Origin of the sequence: Methylobacterium sp. Leaf104, assembly GCF_001422885.1 — a bacterium.
Taxonomy (GTDB): domain Bacteria; phylum Pseudomonadota; class Alphaproteobacteria; order Rhizobiales; family Beijerinckiaceae; genus Methylobacterium.
The window spans coordinates 49941-73308 of record NZ_LMMZ01000040.1 but is presented as its reverse complement, the minus strand read 5'-3'; the positions used below and the strand labels follow the sequence as shown (position 1 = coordinate 73308).

Below are 23368 nucleotides of genomic sequence, written 5' to 3'. Positions count from 1 at the left end.
CTCTCAACGCGCGACTATGCGCCCGGGTGCGCGGAGTTCGAAGGGCCGGCGCGGCAGGGAATTGTAAATGGCTGTTTCGCGCCCCGCCGCCGGACATCAACGGAAACATCCTGTCCGGGACATCTTGCCCGGGACATCTTGCCCGGGACATCTTGCGGACACCGACGCCTCGGCGCGGATTGCCGGAGCGCGCGGGGATTCTTATGTCGGGACCGAAGGCGCCGGTCTCGTGGCCGTCACGGACGGATGGCGGCCTCAATGCTCCGGGAGACGACGATGCAAGGCTCGAACCGGCTGTTCGACGATTTCGCCCGCCTGATGACCGACGCCGCCGGAGCCGCGCAGGGCGTGCGCCGCGAGGCGGAGACGGTGTTCAAGGCCCAGGTCGAGCGCCTGATCCGCGACATGGACATCGCCTCCCGGGAGGAGCTCGACGTGCTGCGCGACCTCGTCTCGGCGCTCCGCGTCCAGAACGACGCGCTGGCCGCCCGGGTCACCGCGCTCGAGGCGAAACACGGCACCGAACCCGTGGCCGGAGCCAGCGAGGCGATCTGATTCCAGGTTGATTCGCGGGTGCTCCAGCCCCGCCACGCTTGTGCACAGGAAGGAACGGTGGACGGTCGCTTTCCTGTTCACCGGCTTCGCGGGCCGCTTTGAAACGCGAGTCCAGCACGGTCTATAGTGGGTCATGACCTGATTCGCTCCCGACCCGAAGCGCCCTGAACCGAACAGAATCGCCGCCGGCCAGCACCCCGTCCGGGTGTGTGCGGCGCAAGTCCGGAACAGGGTGCCATCGGTCTCGGAATCGAGTTTCACAACGACTTCGCCGATCTTTCGAAGATCGACACACTGGACCGCCATGACCCAACTCCACATCGAAGATCACGATCGGCACGAGCATCCGCTGGACATCGTCGAGCGCCTCGCGTCGCTGCGCGACTGGATCTTCGACCGGGCCGAGACCGACGAGATGTCGGTCTCCGTGGCCGGGCGCTGGGCCGACTATCACGTGGCCTTCACCTGGATCGAGGACGTGGAGGCGCTGCACGTCGCCTCCGCCTTCGACCTCAAGGTGCCCGAGCGCCGCCGCACCGAGATCCTGACGCTGGTCTCGCTGGTCAACGAGCAGCTCTGGGTCGGCCATTTCGACCTCTGGTCCACCGACAACGTGGTGATGTTCCGCCACTCGCTGCTGCTGACCGGCGGCGCGGCCCCGACCCAGGGCCAGTGCACGATGATGCTGAAATCGGCGGTCGATGCCTGCGAGCGCTACTATCAGGCCTTCCAGTTCGTGCTCTGGGCCGGCAAGTCCGCCCGCGAGGCCCTCGACGCGGTGCTGTTCGAGACCGAAGGCGAGGCGTGAGCGCGCAGCCCGTCTCCGCCCTCCCCGCCTCCCTCACCCTGGTGGGGGCGGGCAAGATGGGGGGCGCCATGCTCGCCGGCTGGCTGGCGGGCGGCCTCGATCCGGACCGCACCACCATCCTCGATCCCCAGCCCTCGCCGGAGATGCGGGCGCTCTGCGCGGCGCGCGGGCTCGCCCTGAACCCGGCCGCGCCCGCACGCTCCGAGACCCTGGTGCTGGCCATGAAGCCGCAGGGGCTCGAGGGTGCGGCGCCCGCGCTGGCGCCGCTCGTCGGGCCTCGGACCCTGGTGGTGTCGATCCTGGCGGGCAAGACCATCGCCAACCTGCGCGACCGCCTGCCCGGCGCCGGCGCCATCGTGCGGGCGATGCCGAACCTCCCGGCCAGCATCGGACGGGGCGCCACCGGCGCCGTGGCCAGCGCGGAGGTCGATGACGGGCAGCGGGCGCAGGCCCATGCGCTCCTCGCCAGCGTCGGCCTCGTGGAATGGCTCGACGACGAGGCGCTGATCGACGCCCTGACCGCCGTCTCGGGCTCCGGCCCGGCCTACGTCTTCCTCCTGGCCGAGGCGATGGCTGAGGCGGGCGTCGCCGCCGGCCTGCCCGCGGACATGGCCGCGCGCCTCGCCCGGTCCACCGTCGCGGGGGCCGCCGCGCTGCTCGAGGCCAATCCCCGCGACGCGGCACTCCTGCGCCGGGACGTGACCTCGCCGGGCGGCACCACCGCCGAGGCGCTGGCCGTGCTGATGCGCAGCGGCGGCCTTCCGGACCTGATGCGCGAGGCCGTGGACGCGGCGCGGCGCCGCGCCGGAGCCCTCGCGGGCTGAACCGGCCCTGACGATCCGGCGGCCCGACCCTACATGAAGGCCTGATTGGACGAGGATCGCACGACCATGGCCAAACGCCCCGGCTCTCCCAAGCCCGAGACACACGAGCCCGAGACACACAGGACCGAGACGGATTCCGCCGACACTCTGCCGGTGGCGGTCGCCTCGCCGGAAAGGAAGCTGCCCCCGCGCGAGGCCGCCGTCGAGGCGCTGATGCGGCTCGCCGCCGAGCAGCCGTGGAACGACATCGAGGTCGGCGACATCGCCCGGGAGGCGGGCCTGTCGCTCGCCGAATTCCGCGACCTGTTCCCGTCCAAGGGGGCGGTGCTCGGAGGCCTGTCGCGCCTCATCGACCGCAAGGTTCTGGAGGGCGACAACGCGGATCTGGCCGACGAGCCGACCCGCGAGCGCCTGTTCGACGTCCTGATGCGCCGCCTCGACGCGATGACGCCCTACAAGGACGCCCTGCGCCGGATCTCCTACGCCCTGCGCGGCGATCCGCTCTCGATGCTGGCGCTGAACGGGGTCGCGCTGAACTCGCACCGCTTCATGCTGGCCGCCGCCGGCATCAACACCGAGGGACCGCTGGGTCGCCTCAAGCTCCAGGGCGTGGTCATCGCCTTCGCCCGCACGGTGGAGGTCTGGCTCGACGACGACGATCCGGCACTGGCCCGCACCATGGCGCGCCTCGACAAGGAGATCCGCAACGGCGAGCGCTTCATGGAGCGCGCCGACGACGCACGCCGCCTGACCGCCCCCTTCCGGGCACTCGGCCGCTCGCTCCTCGACCGGGGCGGTCGCTCGCGCCGGGCGCGCCACGCGGCGGACGAACGCAACGAAGATGCGGGCAACCCCCTCGGGGGCGACCCGGCCGCCGCGATCTGAGCTCCTACCCGCCCGCAGGCGGATCGATCTCGCCCAGATGGACGGCGAGCCAGACCGTCGGCCGGGCGGGATCGGTGAAGGTGACCCGGTGCTCGGTCCCGGCCGGGATGAACAGGGTGTCGCCCGGCGCCAGCGCCGTCTCCGCGCCCGCCAGTGCGACGCGCGCCGCACCGGCCAGGAGCAGGACCCACTCGTCATGGGCTTGCCGATAGGGCTGGTCCGGGGGCGTGACCTGACCCTGCGAGACGATGCGCTCGATCCGGCATCCGGGCCGGGAGAGGAGTTCGGTGAAGACCTCGCTCCCCGAAGCGTCGGGCAGTTCGGCGAGCAGGTTGGGGTCACGCGCGAGGCGGCTCATGCGGTGTTTCCCTCGTCAGTCCGGGTCCGTCTCCGTGACGATCAGGTCCATCGGCAGATCGTGGGCCTGGGGATGGATGCTCGCGAGGCGCGACAGGCTGAAGCCCACCCCGATGCTGAGGGGCTTGGCCGGCATGGCCGCGATGGTCCGATCATAGTAGCCGCCGCCGTAGCCGAGACGATAGTTGCGCCCGTCGAACCCCACCAGCGGCGCGAGGAGGATGTCCGGCAGGACCGGATCGCCCTGCGCCGGGATCGGGATGTCCCAGACGCCGCGCGCCATGGCGATGCCCGGCCGCCATTCGCGAAACTGGAGCGGCTCCGCCTTGGCGATCACGACAGGGAGGGCCAGACGCACGCCCTGCCCCTGAAGGCCTGTCAGGAAGGCCCGGGCATCGTACTCGCCGCGGAACGGCCAGGAGAAGCCGATCAGCGGCTTCGTCCGCCCGGCGAGGAGCGCTTTCAGCCGTTCGGTGATCCGGTCGCTCCAGGAGGTTCGGTCCCGTGAGTCGATGCGCTGTCGCCGCGCGATGAGCTCGGCCCGCATCGCCCGACGCCATTGCCGGATGGCCGGCCAGTCGGACCCGGTCGGCCGGGAGGTCTCCGATGCTGTGAAGGCGTCACCCACCTCTCCCCTCCCATGCTCGCGTACCGGCTGAGATCGGGCTCGGCGAAACCGAGCCGGTCCTCGTCAACGCGGCTGGGAGCGGGGTGGTGACCGGTTGGACGGCGTCCGAAGCGGGGTCAGCCCCGCCCGAGCATCCGATGGACCTGCCAGGTCAGCATCATGCTCGCGACCATCAAGGTCGCGTAGAGGAGGTGGAGGAGAATCGGCGCGTCGTGCATCGGCTCGAACCCGTGGGGCTACGGTGCGAGGGAGCACGCTGCCTAGCAACTACCGCGCCACGGGCCGGGCGATGCGCCGCCGGCCCCTCGATTCAGGAGGCCTCGGCGGCGCTCGGGTCGAAGGCCTTGTTGGAGACGAGGCGCGTCAGCACCGCGAGCAGGTCGGTCTGGGTGATGATGCCGAGGATCGTGTCATTCTCGCCCGTCACCACCACCGCATGGGTGCGGCCGTTGGTCAGGGGCTCCACGAGGCTGACCACGGGCTCGGCCGCCTTGGCCGTGCGCGCCTCCGACATCACCTGCGCGATGTCGCCCTCTCCGCGCAGGGCGAGTTCGCGCAGGCCCAGGGTCCCGGCGAGCCGACCCGCCGCGTCCACCACCGGCAGGGTGCGGATGTTGTGCCGGAGGAGCAGGTCGCGCGCCCGCGTCAGGGGCTCGTTCAGGCCGATCGTGATCACGTCGCGGGACATCACGGCCTTGCAATCCAGGCTGCCATGCGCCCGCACGAGAGCCTGGCTCTCGACCTCCCGCAGCAGCCGGTCGAGGTCGCTGCGGTCGATGTCGAGGGTCTCGTGAAGATTGAGAAGCGCCGCGTCGACGTCGCGAGCGTTGAAGCCGACCCGGATCGGAGCCGGCAGGTCGGTCGTCCCGTGCGGGCTGGCCGGAGGCGGCGCCGGCACGTGCGGATACTTGCGCCCGGAGATCCGGTGGAAGGCGATGCCGAGGCTGACCAGGATGATGGAGTTCAGGCAGACCGGCACGAACGGGAACAGGAAGCCGGAGGAGGAGATGGCCGGCCCGCCGATGAGCGCGGTGAGCGCCGCGGCCCCGCCCGGCGGGTGCAGGCAGCGGGTGAAGGACATCACCGCGATGGCGATCGAGACGCCGACCCCGATCGCCAGCACCGGGTTCGGGATGAAGTGGGCGGCGGTGACGCCGATCAGGGCCGAGATCGTGTTGCCGCCGATGATCGGCCAGGGCTGAGCGAGGGGACTCGCCGGCACCGCGAAGAGGAGCACCGCCGTCGCCCCCATGGGCGCCACGATGAGCGGGATGTGCGGACCCTGCCCGACCATCCAGCCGCTCACCAGACCCGTCAGGGCGATGCCGATGAGGGCCCCGAGGCAGCCGATCAGGCGCTCGCGCAGGGTGGCGCCGGCCAGGATCGGCCGGAACAGGCGGAAGCCGGACACGGTGTCGGCTCGGCGGTCGGGACCGGCGGTGTTGGACATTCCTCTGCCCTCGCTCGCGCGGCGCCCATGTGGCGGGCGAACGCTGAAAATGCAGGCTGACAACTCTGGTATACCAGAGAGATCTTATAGGGCGAGGCCTAAATTGCAAACGGCATGGGCAGAATGCCGTGCGTATAGGCAGGCACGGCGCATGGGCCGCTCCGAGCGGCTGTGCCGGGCGGCTTCGAAGCCACATCCGAGGTTGTGTGGCTCCACCCAGGCTCAGGCCGGCGGGTCGGACCGGCCCGGCTCGACGATGACGTTGGGCGGCGTCGGACCCGCGCCGTCGAGCACCTTGCGCAGGGCGCGGGCGCGGGTGCGGCCGGCATGCCGGCGCGTCTCCGGCACGGTGCCGTATTCCCGCGCCACCTCGGCCATGGCGGAGCGGGCGATCAGGCCCTGCTCGGCGGCGTGCTCGGCCATGGCGAGGCTGTCGGCGGCCAGAACCAGGCTGCTGCCGGCGGCCTCCACCGCCTCCGCGAGCTTGGCGATCTCCTCCAGCCGCCCCGCGTCCCGCGAGACGTTGCGGATGTAGACCGCCGCCACCCGGCCCGGATGGGCGGCGACGATTTCCGCATAGACCTCGGGATCGTGCTGGCCGCTGTCGCCGATGAGGACGAAGGGCAGGTCGTGGTAGAGCGCCAGCATGTGGTCGATGAGGTGGCGCTTGTGATCCTCGGCCCGGCGCGGCAGCGGGCTCGTCCAGGACAGGCCCCATTCCCGCAGGAACAGCACCGGCCCGACGGGAATCCGGTGCATGACGAAGAACTCGCTGAGCATGTCGTAGAGGCCCCAGGGCGCCCGCGAGACGTAGAGCATCGGGTTGCCCTCCGACCCGCACGGACCGGCATAGAGCGCCCGGTACAGGGCGGCGGCGCCCGGGAAGGCGACGCGGTTCTCGGCATCCTCCACGAACAGGCGCCACAGCATCTTCACCTTGTTGGCGACGCCCGTGCGCATGACCGTGTCGTCGATGTCGCTGATCACCACCCGCCGACAATCGGCCGAGGGAATGAACACCTGCCCCTTCGCCCGCACCGGCTCGGGGCCGGCCAGGTCGAGCTCCATGCTGTGCCAGGAGGCCTGCGGGGGCGCGGGCAGGTTCGGCCGCAGGTGGACGCGGAAGTAGCCGTCCCGGTCGGTGACGACCTGTTCCTCGCAGCCGAAGAAGCGCGCGGTGAGAACCGCGCCCGCCACCTTGCGGCGGGTGATGCGGCGCCGGATGTCGCGCAGTTCGGCCGCCCAACCCTCGTCGGGGGCGTTGGCCGCCCGTTGCGACTGGCGGAAGACCCGTCCGATGAGGAAGACCTCGTCGCGCGAGCCGTAGCCCCGATAGGTCTCCACCACCGTTCCGGCGCGGCCCTGGGAGCGGCGGACGGGCTTGGCCAGCAGGCGCAGCGCCCGCAAGCTGCCCTTCGCGAACCGGGCGGCCCCCTGTCGGACGGTCATGGCTGGGTCGTCATCGTGGTCGGGTCCCGTCTCGGCATCGCCGGTTCAATGCCCGGCGCCGGCAAAGGTTCTGCGCGGAGCCTGTGCCACCCTCCCGCCCGAAGCTGTGGCGCAGGGGTGCCATGCCGTCGCGCGAACGGAACCCGGCCATCCGGGTCCGGTTCACCTCGGGCACCCTGCGTTCCGGGTGCTGTCAGCGTCGAGTCGCCATGCATCTCCCCACCGACGACAGCGGCCATCCCCTGGCCGTGCAGTTCCAGGACTTCATCCGAAGCCAGCCCTTCCCCTGCGTCGGCGCGAAATCCGCCCTCTCCAAGGGCCAGATGAAGATCGTCGTGGCGCGCAGCATCGCGTCGAGCTGGGACGATCCCCGGCTCTATCCGGCGCTCCTCGCCTTCATCTGCCGCTACCGCGCCAAGCCCGACCTGTTCCAGAGCTTCGCCGTCATCTTCGAAGATCCGACGGATCTCGGCGAGGAGGCCTTCGAGCGCCACCTCTGGAACCGCGTGCAGTCCCTGTCGGACAAGGACGCGTTCCTGGGCCAGCGCTACGACGCGCGCGTCGAGGCCGATCCGAACGATCCGCACTTCTCGCTATCCTTCGGCGGCGAGGCGTTCTTCGTCGTCGGCATGCATCCCGGCGCGAGCCGCCCCGCCCGGCGCTTCCCGCATCCGGTCCTGGTCTTCAACCTGCGCGCCCAGTTCGAGCAGCTGCGCGCGGAAGGCCGCTATGAGAAGTTGCGCAGCGCGATCCTGTCCCGCGACGAGGCGCTCGCCGGCTCGATCAACCCGATGCTGGCCCGGCACGGCGACGCCTCCGAGGCGCGCCAGTACAGCGGCCGCGCCGTCGGGGCCGACTGGGTCTGCCCGTTCCGGGGCCGTGCGCCGGAGGCCCAGGATGCCGCCTGAGACCAGCCCCCTCGCATCGACCCTGCACGAGATAGCGCCCCGCTCCGGCGTCGCCTTCACCCTCGACAGGGGCGAACGCCTCACCGTGATCGACCCAGAGGGCGAGCAGGTGGCCGACCTCCTCGCCTTCGTGCGCGGCGATCTCGACGAGGTGATCTCGTCGGGCCGGACCCTGGACTATGCCAGCCGGATCTATCTCACCACGGGCGACCCGATCTATTCCAACCGCTCGAACGTGCTCCTGCGCATCGTCGCGGACACGGTGGGCCGGCACGATTTCCTGCTCACCCCGTGCTCGGCCGACACCTTCCGGATCATCTACGGCGACACCCATCCGCACCGGGGCTGCTTCGGCAACCTCGCGGCGGCGCTGGCGCCCTACGGCGTCGTGCCGGACCGGATCCCGGTGGCCTTCAACGTGTTCATGAACGTCACCGTCGACGGCGGCACGGGGGAGCTCAAGGTCGAGCCTCCTCTGAGCCGGGCGGGCGACCACGTCACCTTCCAGGCGGAATGCGACCTCGTGATCGGGCTGACCGCCTGCTCGGCCCTGCAATCGAACAACAACAGCTTCAAGCCGATCCGCTACCGCATCGATCCGGCCCGCGCCTGAGGCGGGTGCCCGAGGGCCCCGCGCCCGTGCTATGGGCGGCGCCCGGATGCCCCGGCGCCGCCTCTCCCCGGAGGCGGCCCGTCGTGAACAGGTCGAAGCGAGCCCCATGCGAACCATCGTCTATGCCGACGGCGGATGCGATCCCAATCCCGGCCCCGGCGGCTGGGGCGTGGTGATCGAGGCCGAGAGCGGCCGGATCGAGCGCTGCGGCGGCGACCGGGCCACCACCAACAACCGCATGGAGCTGACGGCCGCGATCAACGCCCTGCGCCACTTCCCCGAGGGCGCGCAGATCGAGATGCGCTGCGACAGCCAGTACGTCATCAAGTCGGTGACCGAGTGGATGCGGGGCTGGAAGGCCAAGGGCTGGCGCACCGCCACCGGCCCGGTGAAGAACGTCGAGCTGATGCAGGAGCTCGATGCCCTGGCGGCGCGGCGCGACGTGCGCTGGACCTGGGTGCGGGGCCATGCGGGCGAGGCCGGCAACGAGCGCGCCGACCGCCTGGCGGCGCAGGGGCGGCGCGAGGCCCTCGGCCTTCCGCCGCGTCCGGAGACCGGACCGGCACCGCTCACCGGCACCGCCGCCCTGCGCGCGGCCGCCGCCCCGGCCGTGTCCCAGGCGGCCCTGGCGACCGCGCCCGCCGCGGCCGAGCCGGCTCCGGCGCGCACGAGCGCGATTCCCCTCGATCTCGGCCTCGGCCTGGAGGTGTCGCGGGCCGCGAAGGCGTCCGGCCTGACGCCGCAGGCCTATGTCGAGCGGGCGGTCCGGCTCGCCCTCGACCTCGGCCCCGAGGGGCTGGAGCGCGCCCGCGCCGACCTGCGCGACGCGAAGGGCGCGAAGGGCGCGCCCACCCCTTGAGCCTGGCCGGCGACCCCGTCGGCACGTCCCTCCCGGCCGGCTTCTTCGCCCGCCCGGCAGCGGACGTGGCCGTCGCCCTGATCGGCTGCGACCTGCGCGTGGACGGGGTCGGCGGGACCATCGTCGAGACCGAGGCCTACGATCGCGGCGACCCGGCCTCGCACAGCGTCAACGGCCCGACCCGGCGCAATGCCAGCATGTTCGGGCCGGCGGGGCACGCCTACGTCTACCGCTCCTACGGCATGCACTGGTGCCTGAACCTCGTCTGCGAGCCGGGCAGCGCAGTGCTGATCCGGGCGCTGGAGCCCCGCCACGGGATCGAGACGATGGCGGCGCGGCGCGGGCTGTCCGATCCGCGCCGGCTCTGCGCCGGGCCCGGACGCCTGTGCCAGGCGCTCGCCGTCACCCTCGCGATGGACGGTCTGGCCCTCGACGCGCCGCCCTTCGCGCTCACCGCCCCCGTAACGGCGCCCGCCTGGATCGCCGATCGCCGGATCGGGATCTCCCGCGCGGTGGAGACGCCCTGGCGCTTCCTGCTCGCCGGCTCGCGGGCCGTGAGCCGGCCGCCCTCGCGCCACGCGACGCCGGGCCACGCCCTCACGCCGCCCGGACCGTCTCCAGGAAGCGCGTGACCTGCAGGGTGAGATGCTCCGACTGGGCGGTCAGATCCGAGGCCGACACCAGCACCTGACGGGCGGCGGCGCCGGTCTCCTCGGCCGCGCGGGCCACGCCCGAGATGTTCTCGGTGACCTCGCTGGTGCCGCCGGCGGCCTGGCCGACGTTGCGGACGATCTCCTGGGTGGCCGAACCCTGCTCCTCCACCGCCGCCGCGATCGTCGTCGTCACCTGGCTGATCTCGCCGATCCGGCCGCTGATGGTGCGGATCGCCCCCACCGCCTGCGCCGTCGAGGCCTGGATGCGACCGATCTGCTCCTCGATCTCGTGGGTCGCGCGCGTGGTCTGGTTGGCGAGTTCCTTGACCTCGGCGGCGACGACCGCGAAGCCACGCCCCGCCTCGCCGGCCCGGGCCGCCTCGATGGTGGCGTTGAGCGCCAGCAGGTTCGTCTGGCCCGCGATGGTGGTGATGAGCGCGACGACGTCGCCGATCCGCGCGGCGGCGGAGCTGAGGTCCTGAACGAGCCCGGCGGTCTGGGCCGCCTCCTCCACCGCCCGCAGGGCGAGGTTCGCCGAGCCGTCGACCTGCCGGCCGATCTCCTGCACCGACGAGCCGAGCTCCTCGGCCGCGGCCGCCACGGTGTTGACGTTGGAGGCGGCCTCCTCGGCGGCGGCCGCCACCGTCACCGACCGGTCGGTGGTGCGGGCCGCGTTGGTGCTCATCGCCTCGGCGGTGACCTGCAGCGCGCCGGCCGAGGCCGAGACGGTGGCGATGATCGAGCCGACCGCCGCCTCGAAGCCGTCGGCGAGCTCGTGCATGGTACGCTGACGCTCCGCCGCCGCCGCGGTGTCCGCGATCTGCCGGCGCTCGGCCTCCTCCGAAGCCTTGCGGGCGACGAGGGCGCGGATCTCCTCCACGGCGCGGCCCACGGCACCGACCTCGTCGCGCCGGTCGCGCCCGAGGATCACCGCATCGCTGTCCCCGCGTGCCATCCGGCGCAGGGCCTCGACGAGTTGGCCGATCGGCCGGGTGATGCCGAACACGGCGACGAGCCCGGCCGCCGCCAGGCCGGCGAGGAGGCCGAGGCCGCCGAGAAGCAGGGTGTTGGTCCGGGTCCGCTCCGTCATCGCGGCGAGGTCGCGCGCGCCGTCGTCGACGAAGGTGCGGATGTCCCGGCCGAGGGCGCTTCCCTCCGCCACCATGGCGTCGAAGGTCGGGTCGACGGTCTGGTGCAGCAGGGCGACGGCCTCGGCCTTCAGGCCGCTGCTCGCCAGGGTCCGCGCCTCGGAGCTGTCGGCGATGAAGCGGTTGACCTTCTGCTTCAGCACGTCGATGCGCGGCCCGAAGCTGGGCGCCGCGTCCCGCAGCTCCGCCAGGACCTTGTTCAGGCGCTCGCTGGCCTCCTCGAACCCCTTGTCGGTCCGCTGCATCTCGCCGGGGCTGGTCTCGGCGATGTTGCGGAAGTTGAAGTAGCTCATCGTGAAGACCAGCCGGTTGACCGTGCGCAGGTCCGCGATCGCCTTGGTGTCGTGGGAGATGAAGCGGCTGTAGGCGCCGTCGATCATCGTCATCTGGGTGGTGGCGTACCAGAGGCAGCCGCTGACGATGATCCCGATCAGACTGACCACAGCGATCAGTTTGGTGATGATGCTGAAGCGCGCGAGCAGAGCCACGGGAGATCTCCGAAGTGATTTCGTGGTCATGCTACGAATCGGAAGCTTAAAGGCTGGCTAAGGATTCCTCGGTGCTCACAATTTGCGCTGCAGAGCGAGAATCCAGAATTATATTTACTTGCTCAATCCACGCTGATCTTTTCTCCAGCCAAGATCGGCCTCCGATCCCGCCAAGTCGTTCGATCAAGAATACGTGACGAGTTCCGGCGCTCCGAGAGCGGAAGGCAACGCCGATCGCGCGGAACGACGCGAAAAAAACCCGCCGCGGCGGGAGCCGGGCGGGTATGAGGTCATCGAGCTTGGGTCGCCGGTGCAACGGCCGGGCGGCGCTATGGTTCCGGATCGCTCCGCCTGAACTCCGGGCCGAAGGTTCGCGTTTCCCCGCCGAGCCTGCCCCGTCAGGCGATCGGGACGCGCCGCGCGCCATCCGCCAGGGAACGACCATGCCCACGACCGATGACCGGAAGACCCAGTACTTCGCCGAGCGCGAGCGCCTGATGCGGGACCTCGCCGCGCTCGGACAGGATGCGCAGACGGAGAAGCGCCAGTTCGAGGACGGCTACGCCCTGCGCGACATGGACGAGAGCACCCGGGAAGGTCTCCGCCTGCGGATCGGCGAATTGACCGCCTTGATCGAGAAGATCGAGACGGGCGACGCCTGACGGCGCCCGGGCCGTCCGTCGCCGCGACCAAAAAAGCGGCCCGCTGGAGCGATGCCCCGCGGGCCGAGACGGTCCGAAACCTTGGAGATGCTCAGGCTAAACCGTGCGCCGAGGCCCGGCATCCCCCAAATGGGGGGCGTCGCGACGGTCATCGAGCCTTCGCAGATTCCGGCTAGGAACCGGGCTCGGCCGTAAGGTCCGCTTCCCGCCGGTATGGCCTCCCGGATCACCGGACGGACCCGTGCGCGCCCCGCGGACCCGCGCTTGCGCTGTTTGAGCAACAGTCGCGCCGATCCAGGGCAGGCTCGGATTAAACCATATTGTCACAGTTATAGCATCGTCTATACCGCGTCTTCGGAACGGAGGCTCGGGGGCGACATGACGAGACCGGATCGCGATGGGCGCGGCGGACACAGCCGCGGGCTGGGCGCCAGCATCGTCCTGCTCACCCTGACATCCGTGTCCGGTGCGCAGGCCGCCGATCTCGCCCCGTCCCGGCCCGCGCCCGCGGGGCCCGCCTTCGTCGACTGGTCCGGCCCGTACCTCGGCATCGAAGGCAGCGCCGGCAATTCCTACGGGGCCTACGGTTTTCGCGATACCACGGTCGGCGGTCGCCCGGTCCGGGCGTTCAGGACGGGCGACGCCACCGGGCGGTCGGACCTCGGCCGCAACGCGACGACCGCCGTCGGCGGCCTGTTCGGCGGCTACAACTGGCAGACCGGCCCCTGGCTCTACGGGATCGAGGCCGATGTCGCGGGTGCGAACCTGAAACGGCCCGTGCTCCTGCCCACGCCCGGCTTCGTCGGCGACGGCGATCCGGGCCTCGGCCTGATCCGGGCCAAGACGGACGTCTACGGCACCCTGCGCGGGCGTTTCGGCTACGCTTTCGAGCGGTCGCTGGTCTATGCGAGCTTCGGGCTCGCGGGCGCCAATGCCCGCATCCTGGCGAGCTATCCCGACCCCGGCACCGGGCTCGTCACCGCCGCCCGGCGCGACCTCTCCGCGCTCGGCTTCACCCTGGGGGCCGGCGTGCAGTTCGCCGTGACCGAGAGCCTCGCCCTCGGGATCGACTACCGCTACCTCGACCTCGGCGGCAGCGGCCGCTTCGACCTCGGCACGATCCCGGGCCTCGGCCCGGTGACGACGCGGCAGGATTCCTTCACCTCGCACCAGATGATGGCGCGCCTGTCCTGGCATCCGAACGGCTTCGTGCTACCGCCCGAGGCCGACGAGGCCGCCCCGCACGATCCCGGCGGCGGCTTCGGCGACCGCTTCTCGCTCCACGGCCAGACCACCTTCATCGCGCAGGGCGTGCCGGGCTTCCGCGCGCCCTATACCGGCCCGGCGAGCCTGATCGGCCGCCAGGTCCAGTCGACCACCACCGCCACCGCCTTCCTGGGGCTCAAGCTCTTCGAGGGCACGGAACTCTACTACAACCCGGAATTCTCCCAGGGCTTCGGCCTGAGCCGGACCCTCGGCGTCGCCGGCTTCGTCAACGGCGAGGCGCAGAAGGCGGGCGCGCCGTTCCCGAAGCTGCGCTCCAACCGCTACTTCGTGCGCCAGACCTTCGGCCTCGGCGGCGAGACCGAGGACGTGCCGGACGGCCCGAACCAGGTCGCGACCCGGCGGGACATCGAGCGGATCACCGTGGTGGCGGGCAAGTTCGCGCTCGGCGACTATTTCGACGGCAACGTCTACGCGCACGACCCGCGGGTCGACTTCATGAACTGGGGCATCTGGGCCTCGGGCGCCTACGATTTCCCGGCCAACCTGCCCGGCTTCACCCAGGGCGTGATGGTCGAGTACAACCGCGCCGAATTCGCCATCCGCGCCGCCTACACCCAGGTGCCGAAGGAGCCCTCCAGCGACGTCCTCGACCCGCGCGTGTTCCGGCGGGCGGGCACCACCATCGAGTTCGAGGAGCGCCACGTGCTGCCGGGCCTCGACCAGCCCGGCAAGCTGCGCCTCGGCTTCTTCACCAATGTCGGCAACACCGCCGATTTCCGCGAGGTGGTGTCGCTGACCCAGGCCGGGGTGTTCGGCGACATCAACGACGCGGCCGCCGCCACCCGGGCCGCGCGGCGCAAGACCGGCTTCTACCTGAACCTCGAACAGGCGGTGACGCCGGACCTCGGCGTCTTCGCCCGGTTCAGCGCCAATGACGGCCGCACCGAGAGCCTGTCCTTCACCGACATCGACCGCTCCGTCTCCGGTGGCGTGTCGCTCAAGGGCACCGCCTGGGGTCGGCCCGGCGACACGGTGGGCCTCGGCACCTCGATGAACGCGATCTCGCCCAGTCACCGTGCCTTCTTCGCCAATGGCGGCGTTGGCCTCCTCATCGGCGACGGCCAGCTCAACTACGCGCCCGAGCGCGCGGTCGAGGCCTACTACGCCTTCGCCTTGAACAAGGCCCTGACCCTGTCGGTCAATTACCAGCACGTGGCGAACCCGGCCTACAACCGCGACCGCGGGCCGGCCGATTTCTTCGGCACCCGCATCCACGCGGATTTCTGAACTTCGGGTGCCCCGTCAGGAGCGGGGACGCTCCGGCTGGTCGCAGCGATAGGCCCGCCCGTTGACCGAGGCGACCGGCACGAAGCGGCCGCCCGCGGCGCGGCACTCGGCCACATGCGCGTCCATGGCCCACTTGTCGGCGAGCGCGAGGCTGAGGGGCACCACCGTGACCACGAGCAGGAGGGCGACCACGGCGCAGACCGCCCAGCCGACGCCGCGAGGCGGCGGCTCCGGCGGATGGAACCGCTCGGGCGGAAGCGGCGCCAGGAACGCCAGCGTGGTCAGCCCGAGGAGAGTGGCGGCGCCCATGGTCATCCCGCATCGGCCAGGCCCGCCAGACTAGCCCATGCGGCCGCGCACGGGAGGCGACCATACGAAGCAGCACCCAAGCCGCGTTCGACGCTCCCACCCGCCCGGGCGTCAGGCCCAGCGCGCCAGCGCCGCCTCCGCCTCCGCGGCGTTGTCGCGGAGGCGGTAGATAGTCTGCCGGCTGAGGCCTGTCGCGGCGGCGATCGCGGAGATGCCCCGGCCTTCGCCGAGGGCGACACGCACGGCCTCGTACTGCGCCCGGCTGAAGCTCGGCTTGCGTCCGCGATAGGCATCGCTGCGCGCCCGCGCCTGGGCGATTCCGGCCTTCTGCGCCTCCCGCATGGCTTCCGCCTGGGCCTGAGCGGTCGCCGCCATGAAGCCGATGAGCGCGTCGCGCACGGCCTGCTGCATCGGGTCCGCGGCGGCGCCGTCGAAGGTGAGCCGATGGATGACCGTGCGCACCACGACGCCGCGCCGCATCATCTCCCGCAGCGTATCGCAGACGTCCGCGTAGTTGCGGCCGAGGCGGTCGACCCAGCGCACCACCAGGACGTCGCCCCGGCGCAGGAGATCGAACAGCCGGCGCCCCTGCGGTCGCTCGCGCAGGCCGATGCTCAGTCCCGACACGCCGTCATCGGCCACCACCTCGTCGATGGCAAAGCCCGCCGCCACCGCCTGGGCCTGCTGGTGCGCGATGGTCTGGTCGCCGGTGGACACCCGGACGTAGAGAATGGTCTTCATCGATCGTCGTCGCCCTCGCAGATTTGGCCCGCAGGACGAAGCGGGGGCGTCCGGCTGTCAATCCTCGTGAGCAGACCCCGACCGTCGGGAGCACCGGGTCCGTACCGGCGCGTATTCCGAAGATCCGTACCGTCACGAGCCCCTTGGCTTCGCGGACCGCAAATCTCAGGACCATGAGCGAGGCCGATCTCACCCCGTCACCGGACGGAACAGCCGGGCATCCGTCCCGTCGTGACTTGTCCCGAACTGACGTTTTCCTCGACCGCCCAGCAGCCGCGAGCGTGATCAAGTTCACGCGTCCGCCCTTTACGAATTGCACCCCAGAGTGCCCGGCCGCGACTCGACGAAGCCGAAGTCCAGCGCCGATGCGGATCATGGTTCTACAGAATCGGCCCGCCGAATCGGCGGTTTCCGATCTGTGAATATCGCGGACATTTGATTGTGGAACCGGGCGACATGGCTTAAAGTTGCTGTCCGGGCAGGAAGTGCCTGCCGGTTCAGGGCTTTGGGTCAATGACCAGACGTTACGCGGCCCTCTTCGGAGCAGTCGTCTCCACGGGCCTCTCGATCTCCGGCGCTTCGGCCGCGACGGACGGATGCATGCCATCGCGCTCGCCCGAGGCCGAGGCGTCCGCGGAACGCCTCGCGGCCGATCCGGCCTCTCTCCTTACCCAGTTCGGCGCGGGCGGCGGGACGATGGCGATCGAGGTCCGCAACGCGACCCTCCGGAGCCCCGACTTGGTCGACCGCCTTCTGACGCTGAACGGCAAGGGAACCGCCGACCAGATGCGGGCACTCGGCACCGGGCTGGGTGCGGCGGCGGTGATCTGCATGCGGAGCAACCCGACGATCGCGCTTCGGATGCAGCGCGCCGTGGTGGTCGCCGGCAACCAGGATGTCCAGCGCGGCTTCGAAGGCGTCGCGGGCGACATCGTGACGGAAGCCGTCCCGGCGAATCCGCCGTCCGTGCCGCCGGGCGAAGTGGCCGACAGCGTCCCCGGCGGGGGCGTCTATCCGCGCGCGCCATTGGAGAGGAGCAGCGGCGTGCTTCCCACCGGATCCGTATACCTCCTGAGCGGAAACTTCATCGCGGCTGCCGGCACGCGCGGCTCGTCGAGCAATGGGGATCCCCTCTCCAGCCGATCCGGTTCGGTGAGCGCGTTCCGACCCTAGACCTGGCAAAAAAACTTCCCATCCGCATCCCGGTCGTTGCGGCGCACAAATTTTTAAGGATCAGCACCTTGTAAGAGGGGTTGCTTGGTCTAAAGTCCTTCTACGCAGCCAGCCGCGACCGGGTTTGCCGTGTTGCAGCGCGCAGGTAGGAGGTTGCAGTTTTGAGGGTGTGTCCAAAGACTGGTTGGTCGGACCGGCTCCCCTCAAGATTGCCGGTCAGCGCAGCGATCGGATGCGTTTCGCAGCCTCGTCTTTGCGCTCACTCCGCACGCATCGGGTTCGATCGTCCGTATGTTCGATTCGCCGGCGGCGCGCCGATTTACTGCACCGCGACGGCCCGTCCTCGTGAAAAGGGCGGGACGGCACCGAATTTGCCCGGGATCTACGGCGGGGTCCGCCGAATCCGCGTTCCTCACGGACCCACCGGTGACGGCACGAATCGCGGCAGGGTGATCGCCGAGGGCGACCCGGCGTTTGGAACGCCGACGGCCCCGAAGCGGTCGGCTCCAGCGTCGATGCGTCGGCCCATCGAAATCCGCGGCACCCGGGTCAGGGCGAACCGGCGGGGGAATGGCGGCACGACGTCGGGCCTCCGTCCTCAAGGTCCGGCACGACGGGATGGTCAGGCGGACATGCCTTTCTAAACACGCATTGCCGGCCTAACCCGGCGATAGGCTCCAAGTGGGCTTCAGACACTGAGCCTGCCTGGTCGATCTCGGACAGGGCACCTTGTTACATTGTCTTCGAACGCACCAAATGACCGGTGGGAGAATATCGGGATGCTGAAGCTGCTGGACCAGACGCGTCCCATGCCCGAAGAGCCACAGGAACGGCCGGCAAAGAAGCTCGACCTCAAAGATATGGTCATGATCCTGCGCCGGCAGTGGCCCGTGATCCTGGCCTGTACGCTCGTCGGCATGTTCCTGGCCGTGGGTTACGTCGCCACGTCTGCGCCGCGCTACACCGCCTCGGTGAAGTTGCTGATCGACACCCGGAAGAACAATGTCCTCTCGAAGCAGGAGGTCAATTTCGGTGGCCCGGTCGATGCCGGCGCCGTCGAGAGCCAAGTCGAGATCCTGAAATCCGAGGGCGTGGCGCGGTCCGTGATTCGCGACCAGCAGCTCCTCAAGGACCCGGAATTCGTCGGCTCGGGCTCGCCGTCCCTGATCGGCTCGCTGCTCTCGCTGTTCTCCTGGGACGACTCGGAACCGGCCGTGCGCTCGCAGGAGGACATCGAGCGGGACGCGATCCAGGCGTTCGTACGACGCGTCACCGCGAAGCGCGTCGGCCTGACATACGTCATCCAGGTCGATGTGCAGACCACGAATCCCGAGAAGTCGGCCCGTCTCGCGAACGCGATCGCGGACGCCTACATGGTCGGCGAGCTGGACGCGAAGTTCCAGGCCACCCGCCGTGCCAGCCGGTGGCTGCAGGAGCGCATCACCGAACTGAAGGCGCAGGCGACGCAGAGCGACCTCGCCGTGCAGGCGTTCAAGTCCGAGAACAACATCGTCGACACGAGCCGCGGCCTGATGAGCGAGCAGTCGCTGGCGGACGTGAACAGCCAGCTCATCCAGGCGCGGGCGGTCACGGCGGAAGCCAAGGCCCGCCTCGACCGCGTCCGCGAGATCAGCAACGGAAACCTGCCGGATGCGACGGTCGCCGACGCCCTGCGCAACGACGTGATCAACCGCGCCCGCGCGCAGTACCTCGACGCCGCGCGCAAGGAGGCGGATTGGTCGGCCAAGTACGGCCCCCAGCACAGCGCCACGGTGAATCTCCGCAACCAGATGGAGGAGCTCAAGCGCTCGATCGTCGACGAGGTCCGCAGAATCGCGCAGACCTATGAGAGCGACTACAACATCGCCCGGGCGCGCGAGGTCTCCCTCGAGACCAGCCTCTCCAAGCTCGTCGACCAGGCCGGCACCAGCAGCCAGGCGCAGGTCAAGCTGCGGGAACTCGAGAGCTCGTCCCAGACCTACCGCAATCTGTACGACAGCTTCCTGCAGAAATTCGAGGAGGCGACGCAGCAGCAGACCTTCCCGATCACCGATGCGCGCGTGATCACGCCGGCGACGGAGCCGTCTGGGAAATCCGGTCCGAAGACGATGCTGATCGTTCCGGCGGGCACGATCGCGGGCTTCATGATGGGCGTCGTCGCCGCGATCGGCCTCGAACTCCTGAACAGCTTCTTCCGCACCCCGGCCGAGATCAAGCAGCAGACCGGCCTGGAATGCATCGGCATCCTTCCGTCGGTCCCGGATTCCGGCGCGAGCCTGCCCTCGGCGATCAACGTCACCTCGAAGGTCGCCCTCGGGAAGGGCAGTCGCTTCCGGCACGTCGTCGATACGCCCTTCTCGCGCTACACGGAGGTTCTGCGCAACGTGAAGGTCTCGATCGACATCGCGCGCCTGGGACGCGAGGTGCGGGTCATCGGACTGATCTCGTCCCTGCCGAAGGAGGGCAAGACCACCGTGGCCGCCAATCTGGCGGAACTGGTGGCCCAGACCGGTCACCGGGTCCTGCTGATCGATGGCGACCTGCGCAACCCGACCCTCACCCGCAATCTCACCCCCCACGCCGAGGTCGGTGTCGTCGAGGTTCTCCGCCGCGCAGTGGGCCTCGCGGACGGGGTCTGCCGCGACACCGAGACCGGCCTGGACTTCCTTCCCGCGGTCGTGCCGCAGCGGATTCCCAACACGGCCGAGCTGCTCTCGTCGATGGCGATGGCCCAGCTCCTGTCGGATGCGCGCGGGACCTACGAGTACGTCTTCGTCGACTTCGCTCCCATCATGTCGGTGGCGGATGCCAAGGCCGCCGCTCACCTCATTGATGCGTTCGTGTACGTCGTGGAATGGGGCAAGACCTCCCAGCATGCCGTCGTCGAGGCACTCTCGAACGCCGGCGCGATCCACGAGCGGACCCTCGGCGTCGTCCTCAACAATGCCGACATCGCCGCCCTGAAGCGTCTCGAATTCTACAAGGGACGCTACTACAGCGACTATTATCACGAAGAAGCCGCCTGAACCCTCCCCGCCCCCGGAGCGGCGATGTCGGCGCTCCGGGGCTTCGGCGCGGCCCCAGGGCCTCGACGGCACTTGCGCCGCGGCGGTCCGGGTCCGGCATACGAAAACCTGCGCTGCGGTCCGCGGGCCTTCGTCTGAGAGCAGCGGCCCGTTCGGGCGAACCGGACAGGGCCGGCGGACCACCCCCGTGACCTGAGACCCCGGAACTGGGCCGCGGATCGGCATCGACGTCCCCTCCCCTCCGCGTCTCGAACGAGATCCGTCCGGATCAGACCCGAGGACGGGCGCGGCGGGCGAGACGGCCTGAGGAAGCGGTGACACCGCGCAGGGCAGCCCTGGCGGAGCACGCCCGCCCATTCGAGGTCCCGACGATTCCGTCGTGTCGGAACTCCGAACCGGCGCGCTCACGGAGCCTTGAACGGGGGGTGACCGGAACGGTGGACCGCCAGGCCGGTTCACCTCGGGCGTGTCCCGACCGGGATGCGTGACCGTACCCAGCCCGTGATCCCGCCCGAGCCCATGATCCTGCAAGCGCCCGTCCGCTACACGACCGAAGTCGAACAGGTGAAGCCCGATGAAGGGGAGACCATCGCGCGGCTGAACGAGACCTTCGACAAGATCCTGCGGACCGTGGCCGATGATTCCGGGCACGCGGTCCGCGCGGTGCACGCCAAGGCGCACGGCATCCTGGAGGGCGTCCTAAGGATCGACGCGAACCTGCCACCCGAGCTGGCGCAGGGCCTCTTCGCCAAGCCCGGCAAGCACACGGTCTATCTGCGCCTGTCGACGAATGCGGGCGATATCCTGCCGGACGCCGTCTCCCTGCCGCGCGGCCTCGCCCTCAAGGTGCTCGACGCGGAGGGCGAGCGCCTGCCGGGCGCCGAGGGCACGACCCAGGACTTCATCATGGTCAACGGCAACGTGTTCCAGGCGCCGAGCGCCGAGACGTTCCTCGGGAGCCTGAAGCTGTTGGCCGCCACCACCGATCGGGTCGAGGGCCTGAAGGTCGCGGCCTCGACGGTGCTGCGCGGGGTCAACAGGGCGCTGCACGCCGTGGGTGTCGAGAGCACAACGCTGGCTTCCCTCGGCGGCGCGCCGAACGTCGACCCGCTGGGCGAGACCTATTACAGCGTCACGCCGTTCCGGTACGGCGAGCACATCGCCAAGTTCTCCGTCGCCCCCGTCGCCCCCACACTCACTGCGCTGACCGGGTCCGAGATCGACGCGTCCGGCCGTCCCGATGCGATCCGAGAAACGGTGCGGTCGGAGATGCGCGACCTCGAGGGCACCTGGGAGTTCCGCGTCCAGCTCTGCCGCGACCTCGACCGCCAGCCCGTCGAAGATCCGACGGTGGAGTGGAGCGAGGCCGATGCGCCGTTCCAGCGCGTCGGCCTCATCACGGTCCGGCCGCAGGACAGCTGGGACGCCGCCCGCGTCCAGGCGGTCGACGAAGAGATGCGCTTCAGCGTCTGGACGGGGCTGGCCGCCCACCAGCCCCTCGGCAACATCAATCGGGCGCGCAAGAGTCCCTACGCGCACTCGGCCGAGTTCCGGCAGCGTTTCAATGGGTGTCCCATCCACGAACCCGGCGCCCGGCGCTGAGAACCCGGCCGGTGCCGGGTCTCCGTCCCATCGCTGCCTGAAGCACAGGATCGGGTCGCCCCAGGGATTCACGGTTCGTGATCCTGCCCACGCCGGACCCTGCTCCCCGCATTACCATCCATCGGAGTGATTACGTGATCTATCCCGCCTCGACGGCCTTCTACGGGGCGGTGCTCGCGCTCCTCTATGTCGGGCTCTCCGCCTGGGTCATGGCCGGCCGCGTCTCCGCGGATGTCCTGCACGGGGACGGCGGCAATGCAGGGTTGGAGAAGCGGATCCGCGCGCAGGGAAATTTCGGGGAGTATGTGCCGCTGGCCCTCCTCCTCATCGGCCTGCTGGAGGCCGGAGGTGGCGGCCCGACCCTGGTGCGCAGCCTCCTGATCGGGCTCGTCATCGCGCGCGTGCTGCACCCCTTCGGGATGTTCGCGCCGAAGAACGCGCCGAGCCAGTTCGTGTGTCGCGGAGGCGGAATCCTGGCGACCTTCGCCGTCATCGCGGTCGCCGCCGTCGCCCTTCTCCTGCGCGTCGGCTGAGGCCGACGGCGCACCTCATGCTTTCGGGTGAGCGAGGCCGCGACGGCGTGCGGCGCGAGCATCGGTCCCCGACCGCCAGGTGCAGACGCGCTCCCATCCGACAGTCCCGCACCGGAGGATCGACACGGCCCGGGCGCCCGGGAGGCGTTTGGACCGTCCCGGCGGGTTAACGATCATTTTCCCTTCCGATGCGGAAGGCTGAGCTGTTCGACCCAGACATCCTGTCCCCTCGGACGCGGTTGCGGCCGAAGCTTATGCGGATTCCGGTTGCCGCGGGGCCGGCCCATGGTCCCGTGGACCGTGCTCGATCTGGGCAGCCGCGGACCAGCTTTCGAGGGCGGCGGCACGGCGGCCGCGGGCGGCTCGGATGTGCCGTCACCCGCCGGGATCGGGCGCCCGTTCGCGTCCGTCCCACTCTCCAGCGTCACCGGTGGCGGCGTCCGCTGTCCCTCGAAGCGCAGGATGCAATTGCGCAGTTCCGTCGGGTCCTGGATCAACGTGCAGTCGTTGACATTCCCGGCCGTCTGGGCGCGAGCCGGTGCGCCGGAGAGCCCGAGGACCGCCGTCGCAGCCCAGAAAAATCGGAGCGCCAGTGTCTTCACGTCAGGTCACACGTCGATTGCGGCACGGGTTCGATTTCCAATCGTAGCTTAACCCACCGGAAAGACAGCTGCCTTATTGATCTCAGGATCTTAGAGGCTGCCCGGATCCCAGACAATGCGCAGATTTTCTCGTCCAGCCCTTTGGATGACCTGCGCCACGGCGTTCCTTCTCACCGGCCTACTTCCGGCATGGGCGAACGAGATCTGGATCGGCCAGGTTTCGCCGAGCGCGATGCGATCGACCCGACTGGCTTCGGCGGCACCGTCCCCTTCGCCGGGCACGGGGCCGGAGCCGCACCTCCTGGCCCCGAGCGGCGAGGCTCATGCCCTCGACGTGCAGCAGACCGGCTCGGCGAACCGTCTCGCGATCCACCAGACGGGGTGGAACCACAGCGTCGCAGCGATCCAGAGCGGCGGGAACAACACCATCGAGGCGGTGATGCTGGGGAGCCAGAACGCCCTCGCGCTGCAGCAATCCGGGTCCGGGCAGACGATCGTCACGATCCAGGGCGGATACGCAAACCGGATGTCGGCGGTGCAGGCCGGCCAGGGCAACGTCCTGCGCGTGGACCAGCGATAGG

At 70.1% G+C, this 23368-nt stretch carries 22 protein-coding genes; 15 read left to right on the top strand and 7 right to left on the bottom strand.

From position 1 onward, the window contains the following. Positions 1-276: 276 nt before the first annotated feature. From ASF49_RS20925 to ASF49_RS20910, 4 genes are all read left to right on the top strand, one after another. Positions 277-555: an accessory factor UbiK family protein gene (locus ASF49_RS20925; protein WP_056477941.1), complete on the top strand. Its 279-nt coding sequence runs from the start codon at positions 277-279 to the stop codon at positions 553-555. Between the two features lie 304 nt (positions 556-859). Then, positions 860-1363, top strand: coding sequence for a YbjN domain-containing protein (locus ASF49_RS20920; protein WP_055957499.1), 504 nt, complete (start codon positions 860-862; stop codon positions 1361-1363). Beyond that, the gene (gene proC / locus ASF49_RS20915; RefSeq protein WP_056477653.1) at positions 1360-2187 is read left to right on the top strand and encodes a pyrroline-5-carboxylate reductase; all 828 of its coding nucleotides are present in this window, start codon (positions 1360-1362) and stop codon (positions 2185-2187) included. Before ASF49_RS20920 ends, proC begins: the two co-directional genes overlap by 4 nt. A 66-nt stretch (positions 2188-2253) precedes the next feature. Further along, entirely contained in the window at positions 2254-3072 is an 819-nt protein-coding gene (locus ASF49_RS20910; RefSeq protein WP_243214830.1) for a TetR/AcrR family transcriptional regulator, read from the top strand. Between the two features lie 4 nt (positions 3073-3076). On the opposite strand, the gene ASF49_RS20905 is transcribed toward ASF49_RS20910, so the two are convergent. The 4 genes from ASF49_RS20905 to ASF49_RS20890 all read right to left on the bottom strand — a co-directional run bounded on the left by ASF49_RS20905 (position 3077) and on the right by ASF49_RS20890 (position 6575). Continuing rightward, a complete protein-coding gene (locus ASF49_RS20905) occupies positions 3077-3430 on the bottom strand; it encodes a cupin domain-containing protein (RefSeq protein WP_056477651.1) in 354 nt (117 codons plus the stop codon). A gap of 15 nt (positions 3431-3445) precedes the next feature. Next, complete coding sequence (locus tag ASF49_RS20900) at positions 3446-4057, bottom strand: 5-formyltetrahydrofolate cyclo-ligase (protein ID WP_056477649.1); 612 nt, start codon at positions 4055-4057, stop codon at positions 3446-3448. A gap of 310 nt (positions 4058-4367) precedes the next feature. Further along, positions 4368-5507: an HPP family protein gene (locus ASF49_RS20895; RefSeq protein WP_056477647.1), complete on the bottom strand. Its 1140-nt coding sequence runs from the start codon at positions 5505-5507 to the stop codon at positions 4368-4370. Positions 5508-5729: 222 nt separating this feature from the next. Continuing rightward, on the bottom strand, positions 5730-6575 hold the full coding sequence (locus ASF49_RS20890) for an App1 family protein (protein WP_442919041.1): 846 nt from the start codon (positions 6573-6575) through the stop codon (positions 5730-5732). Positions 6576-7165: 590 nt separating this feature from the next. Here ASF49_RS20890 and gntA point away from each other — a divergent pair. The 4 genes from gntA (at position 7166) to ASF49_RS20870 (ending at position 9968) form a co-directional block, all read left to right on the top strand. Further along, positions 7166-7864 (top strand): guanitoxin biosynthesis heme-dependent pre-guanitoxin N-hydroxylase GntA, encoded by a 699-nt coding sequence (gene gntA, locus ASF49_RS20885; RefSeq protein ID WP_056477643.1) that lies wholly within the window; start codon positions 7166-7168, stop codon positions 7862-7864. Further along, complete coding sequence (locus tag ASF49_RS20880; protein WP_056477641.1) at positions 7854-8477, top strand: DUF1989 domain-containing protein; 624 nt, start codon at positions 7854-7856, stop codon at positions 8475-8477. The genes gntA and ASF49_RS20880 overlap by 11 nt, the downstream gene beginning before the upstream one ends. A 106-nt stretch (positions 8478-8583) precedes the next feature. Beyond that, complete coding sequence (gene rnhA / locus ASF49_RS20875) at positions 8584-9336, top strand: ribonuclease HI (protein WP_056477937.1); 753 nt, start codon at positions 8584-8586, stop codon at positions 9334-9336. Continuing rightward, positions 9333-9968 (top strand): DNA-3-methyladenine glycosylase, encoded by a 636-nt coding sequence (locus ASF49_RS20870; protein ID WP_243214832.1) that lies wholly within the window; start codon positions 9333-9335, stop codon positions 9966-9968. The genes rnhA and ASF49_RS20870 overlap by 4 nt, the downstream gene beginning before the upstream one ends. Here the strand turns inward: ASF49_RS20870 and ASF49_RS20865 are convergent. Then, complete coding sequence (locus ASF49_RS20865) at positions 9934-11625, bottom strand: methyl-accepting chemotaxis protein (protein WP_243214834.1); 1692 nt, start codon at positions 11623-11625, stop codon at positions 9934-9936. The genes ASF49_RS20870 and ASF49_RS20865 overlap by 35 nt on opposite strands. Before the next feature lie 443 nt (positions 11626-12068). Between ASF49_RS20865 and ASF49_RS20860 the strand changes: the two genes are divergently transcribed. Together ASF49_RS20860 and ASF49_RS20855 are read left to right on the top strand one after the other, a co-directional pair. After that, positions 12069-12287 (top strand): hypothetical protein, encoded by a 219-nt coding sequence (locus tag ASF49_RS20860; protein ID WP_056477637.1) that lies wholly within the window; start codon positions 12069-12071, stop codon positions 12285-12287. Between the two features lie 378 nt (positions 12288-12665). Then, complete coding sequence (locus tag ASF49_RS20855; protein ID WP_056477636.1) at positions 12666-14801, top strand: carbohydrate porin; 2136 nt, start codon at positions 12666-12668, stop codon at positions 14799-14801. A 15-nt stretch (positions 14802-14816) separates the two neighbouring features. On the opposite strand, the gene ASF49_RS20850 is transcribed toward ASF49_RS20855, so the two are convergent. Continuing rightward, positions 14817-15110 (bottom strand): hypothetical protein, encoded by a 294-nt coding sequence (locus ASF49_RS20850; protein ID WP_156653136.1) that lies wholly within the window; start codon positions 15108-15110, stop codon positions 14817-14819. A gap of 111 nt (positions 15111-15221) precedes the next feature. Beyond that, a complete protein-coding gene (locus ASF49_RS20845; protein ID WP_056477632.1) occupies positions 15222-15851 on the bottom strand; it encodes a recombinase family protein in 630 nt (209 codons plus the stop codon). A gap of 696 nt (positions 15852-16547) precedes the next feature. Between ASF49_RS20845 and ASF49_RS20840 the strand changes: the two genes are divergently transcribed. The 5 genes from ASF49_RS20840 to ASF49_RS20820 all read left to right on the top strand — a co-directional run bounded on the left by ASF49_RS20840 (position 16548) and on the right by ASF49_RS20820 (position 23367). Continuing rightward, positions 16548-17024: a hypothetical protein gene (locus tag ASF49_RS20840; RefSeq protein WP_156653135.1), complete on the top strand. Its 477-nt coding sequence runs from the start codon at positions 16548-16550 to the stop codon at positions 17022-17024. A 779-nt stretch (positions 17025-17803) separates the two neighbouring features. Beyond that, a complete protein-coding gene (locus ASF49_RS20835; protein WP_056477628.1) occupies positions 17804-20050 on the top strand; it encodes a polysaccharide biosynthesis tyrosine autokinase in 2247 nt (748 codons plus the stop codon). Between the two features lie 480 nt (positions 20051-20530). Then, positions 20531-21652 (top strand): catalase family protein, encoded by a 1122-nt coding sequence (locus ASF49_RS20830; protein WP_243214836.1) that lies wholly within the window; start codon positions 20531-20533, stop codon positions 21650-21652. Positions 21653-21786: 134 nt separating this feature from the next. After that, positions 21787-22185, top strand: coding sequence for an MAPEG family protein (locus tag ASF49_RS20825; protein WP_056477624.1), 399 nt, complete (start codon positions 21787-21789; stop codon positions 22183-22185). Positions 22186-23019: 834 nt separating this feature from the next. Beyond that, positions 23020-23367 (top strand): hypothetical protein, encoded by a 348-nt coding sequence (locus tag ASF49_RS20820; protein WP_156653134.1) that lies wholly within the window; start codon positions 23020-23022, stop codon positions 23365-23367. The last annotated feature ends 1 nt before the right edge of the window (position 23368 follow it).

Excerpts from the sequence above, each read along its gene's own strand:
- ASF49_RS20925 (WP_056477941.1), top strand. The coding sequence starts at position 277 with ATGCAAGGCTCGAACCGGCTGTTCGACGATTTCGCCCGCCTGATGACC.
- ASF49_RS20920 (WP_055957499.1), top strand. The coding sequence starts at position 860 with ATGACCCAACTCCACATCGAAGATCACGATCGGCACGAGCATCCGCTG.
- ASF49_RS20910 (WP_243214830.1), top strand. The coding sequence starts at position 2,254 with ATGGCCAAACGCCCCGGCTCTCCCAAGCCCGAGACACACGAGCCCGAG.
- ASF49_RS20905 (WP_056477651.1), bottom strand. The coding sequence starts at position 3,430 with ATGAGCCGCCTCGCGCGTGACCCCAACCTGCTCGCCGAACTGCCCGAC.
- ASF49_RS20895 (WP_056477647.1), bottom strand. The coding sequence starts at position 5,507 with ATGTCCAACACCGCCGGTCCCGACCGCCGAGCCGACACCGTGTCCGGC.
- ASF49_RS20890 (WP_442919041.1), bottom strand. The coding sequence starts at position 6,575 with ATGGAGCTCGACCTGGCCGGCCCCGAGCCGGTGCGGGCGAAGGGGCAG.
- gntA (WP_056477643.1), top strand. The coding sequence starts at position 7,166 with ATGCATCTCCCCACCGACGACAGCGGCCATCCCCTGGCCGTGCAGTTC.
- ASF49_RS20880 (WP_056477641.1), top strand. The coding sequence starts at position 7,854 with ATGCCGCCTGAGACCAGCCCCCTCGCATCGACCCTGCACGAGATAGCG.
- rnhA (WP_056477937.1), top strand. The coding sequence starts at position 8,584 with ATGCGAACCATCGTCTATGCCGACGGCGGATGCGATCCCAATCCCGGC.
- ASF49_RS20860 (WP_056477637.1), top strand. The coding sequence starts at position 12,069 with ATGCCCACGACCGATGACCGGAAGACCCAGTACTTCGCCGAGCGCGAG.
- ASF49_RS20855 (WP_056477636.1), top strand. The coding sequence starts at position 12,666 with ATGACGAGACCGGATCGCGATGGGCGCGGCGGACACAGCCGCGGGCTG.
- ASF49_RS20850 (WP_156653136.1), bottom strand. The coding sequence starts at position 15,110 with ATGGGCGCCGCCACTCTCCTCGGGCTGACCACGCTGGCGTTCCTGGCG.
- ASF49_RS20845 (WP_056477632.1), bottom strand. The coding sequence starts at position 15,851 with ATGAAGACCATTCTCTACGTCCGGGTGTCCACCGGCGACCAGACCATC.
- ASF49_RS20840 (WP_156653135.1), top strand. The coding sequence starts at position 16,548 with ATGGCGATCGAGGTCCGCAACGCGACCCTCCGGAGCCCCGACTTGGTC.
- ASF49_RS20835 (WP_056477628.1), top strand. The coding sequence starts at position 17,804 with ATGCTGAAGCTGCTGGACCAGACGCGTCCCATGCCCGAAGAGCCACAG.
- ASF49_RS20830 (WP_243214836.1), top strand. The coding sequence starts at position 20,531 with ATGCGTGACCGTACCCAGCCCGTGATCCCGCCCGAGCCCATGATCCTG.
- ASF49_RS20820 (WP_156653134.1), top strand. The coding sequence starts at position 23,020 with ATGCGATCGACCCGACTGGCTTCGGCGGCACCGTCCCCTTCGCCGGGC.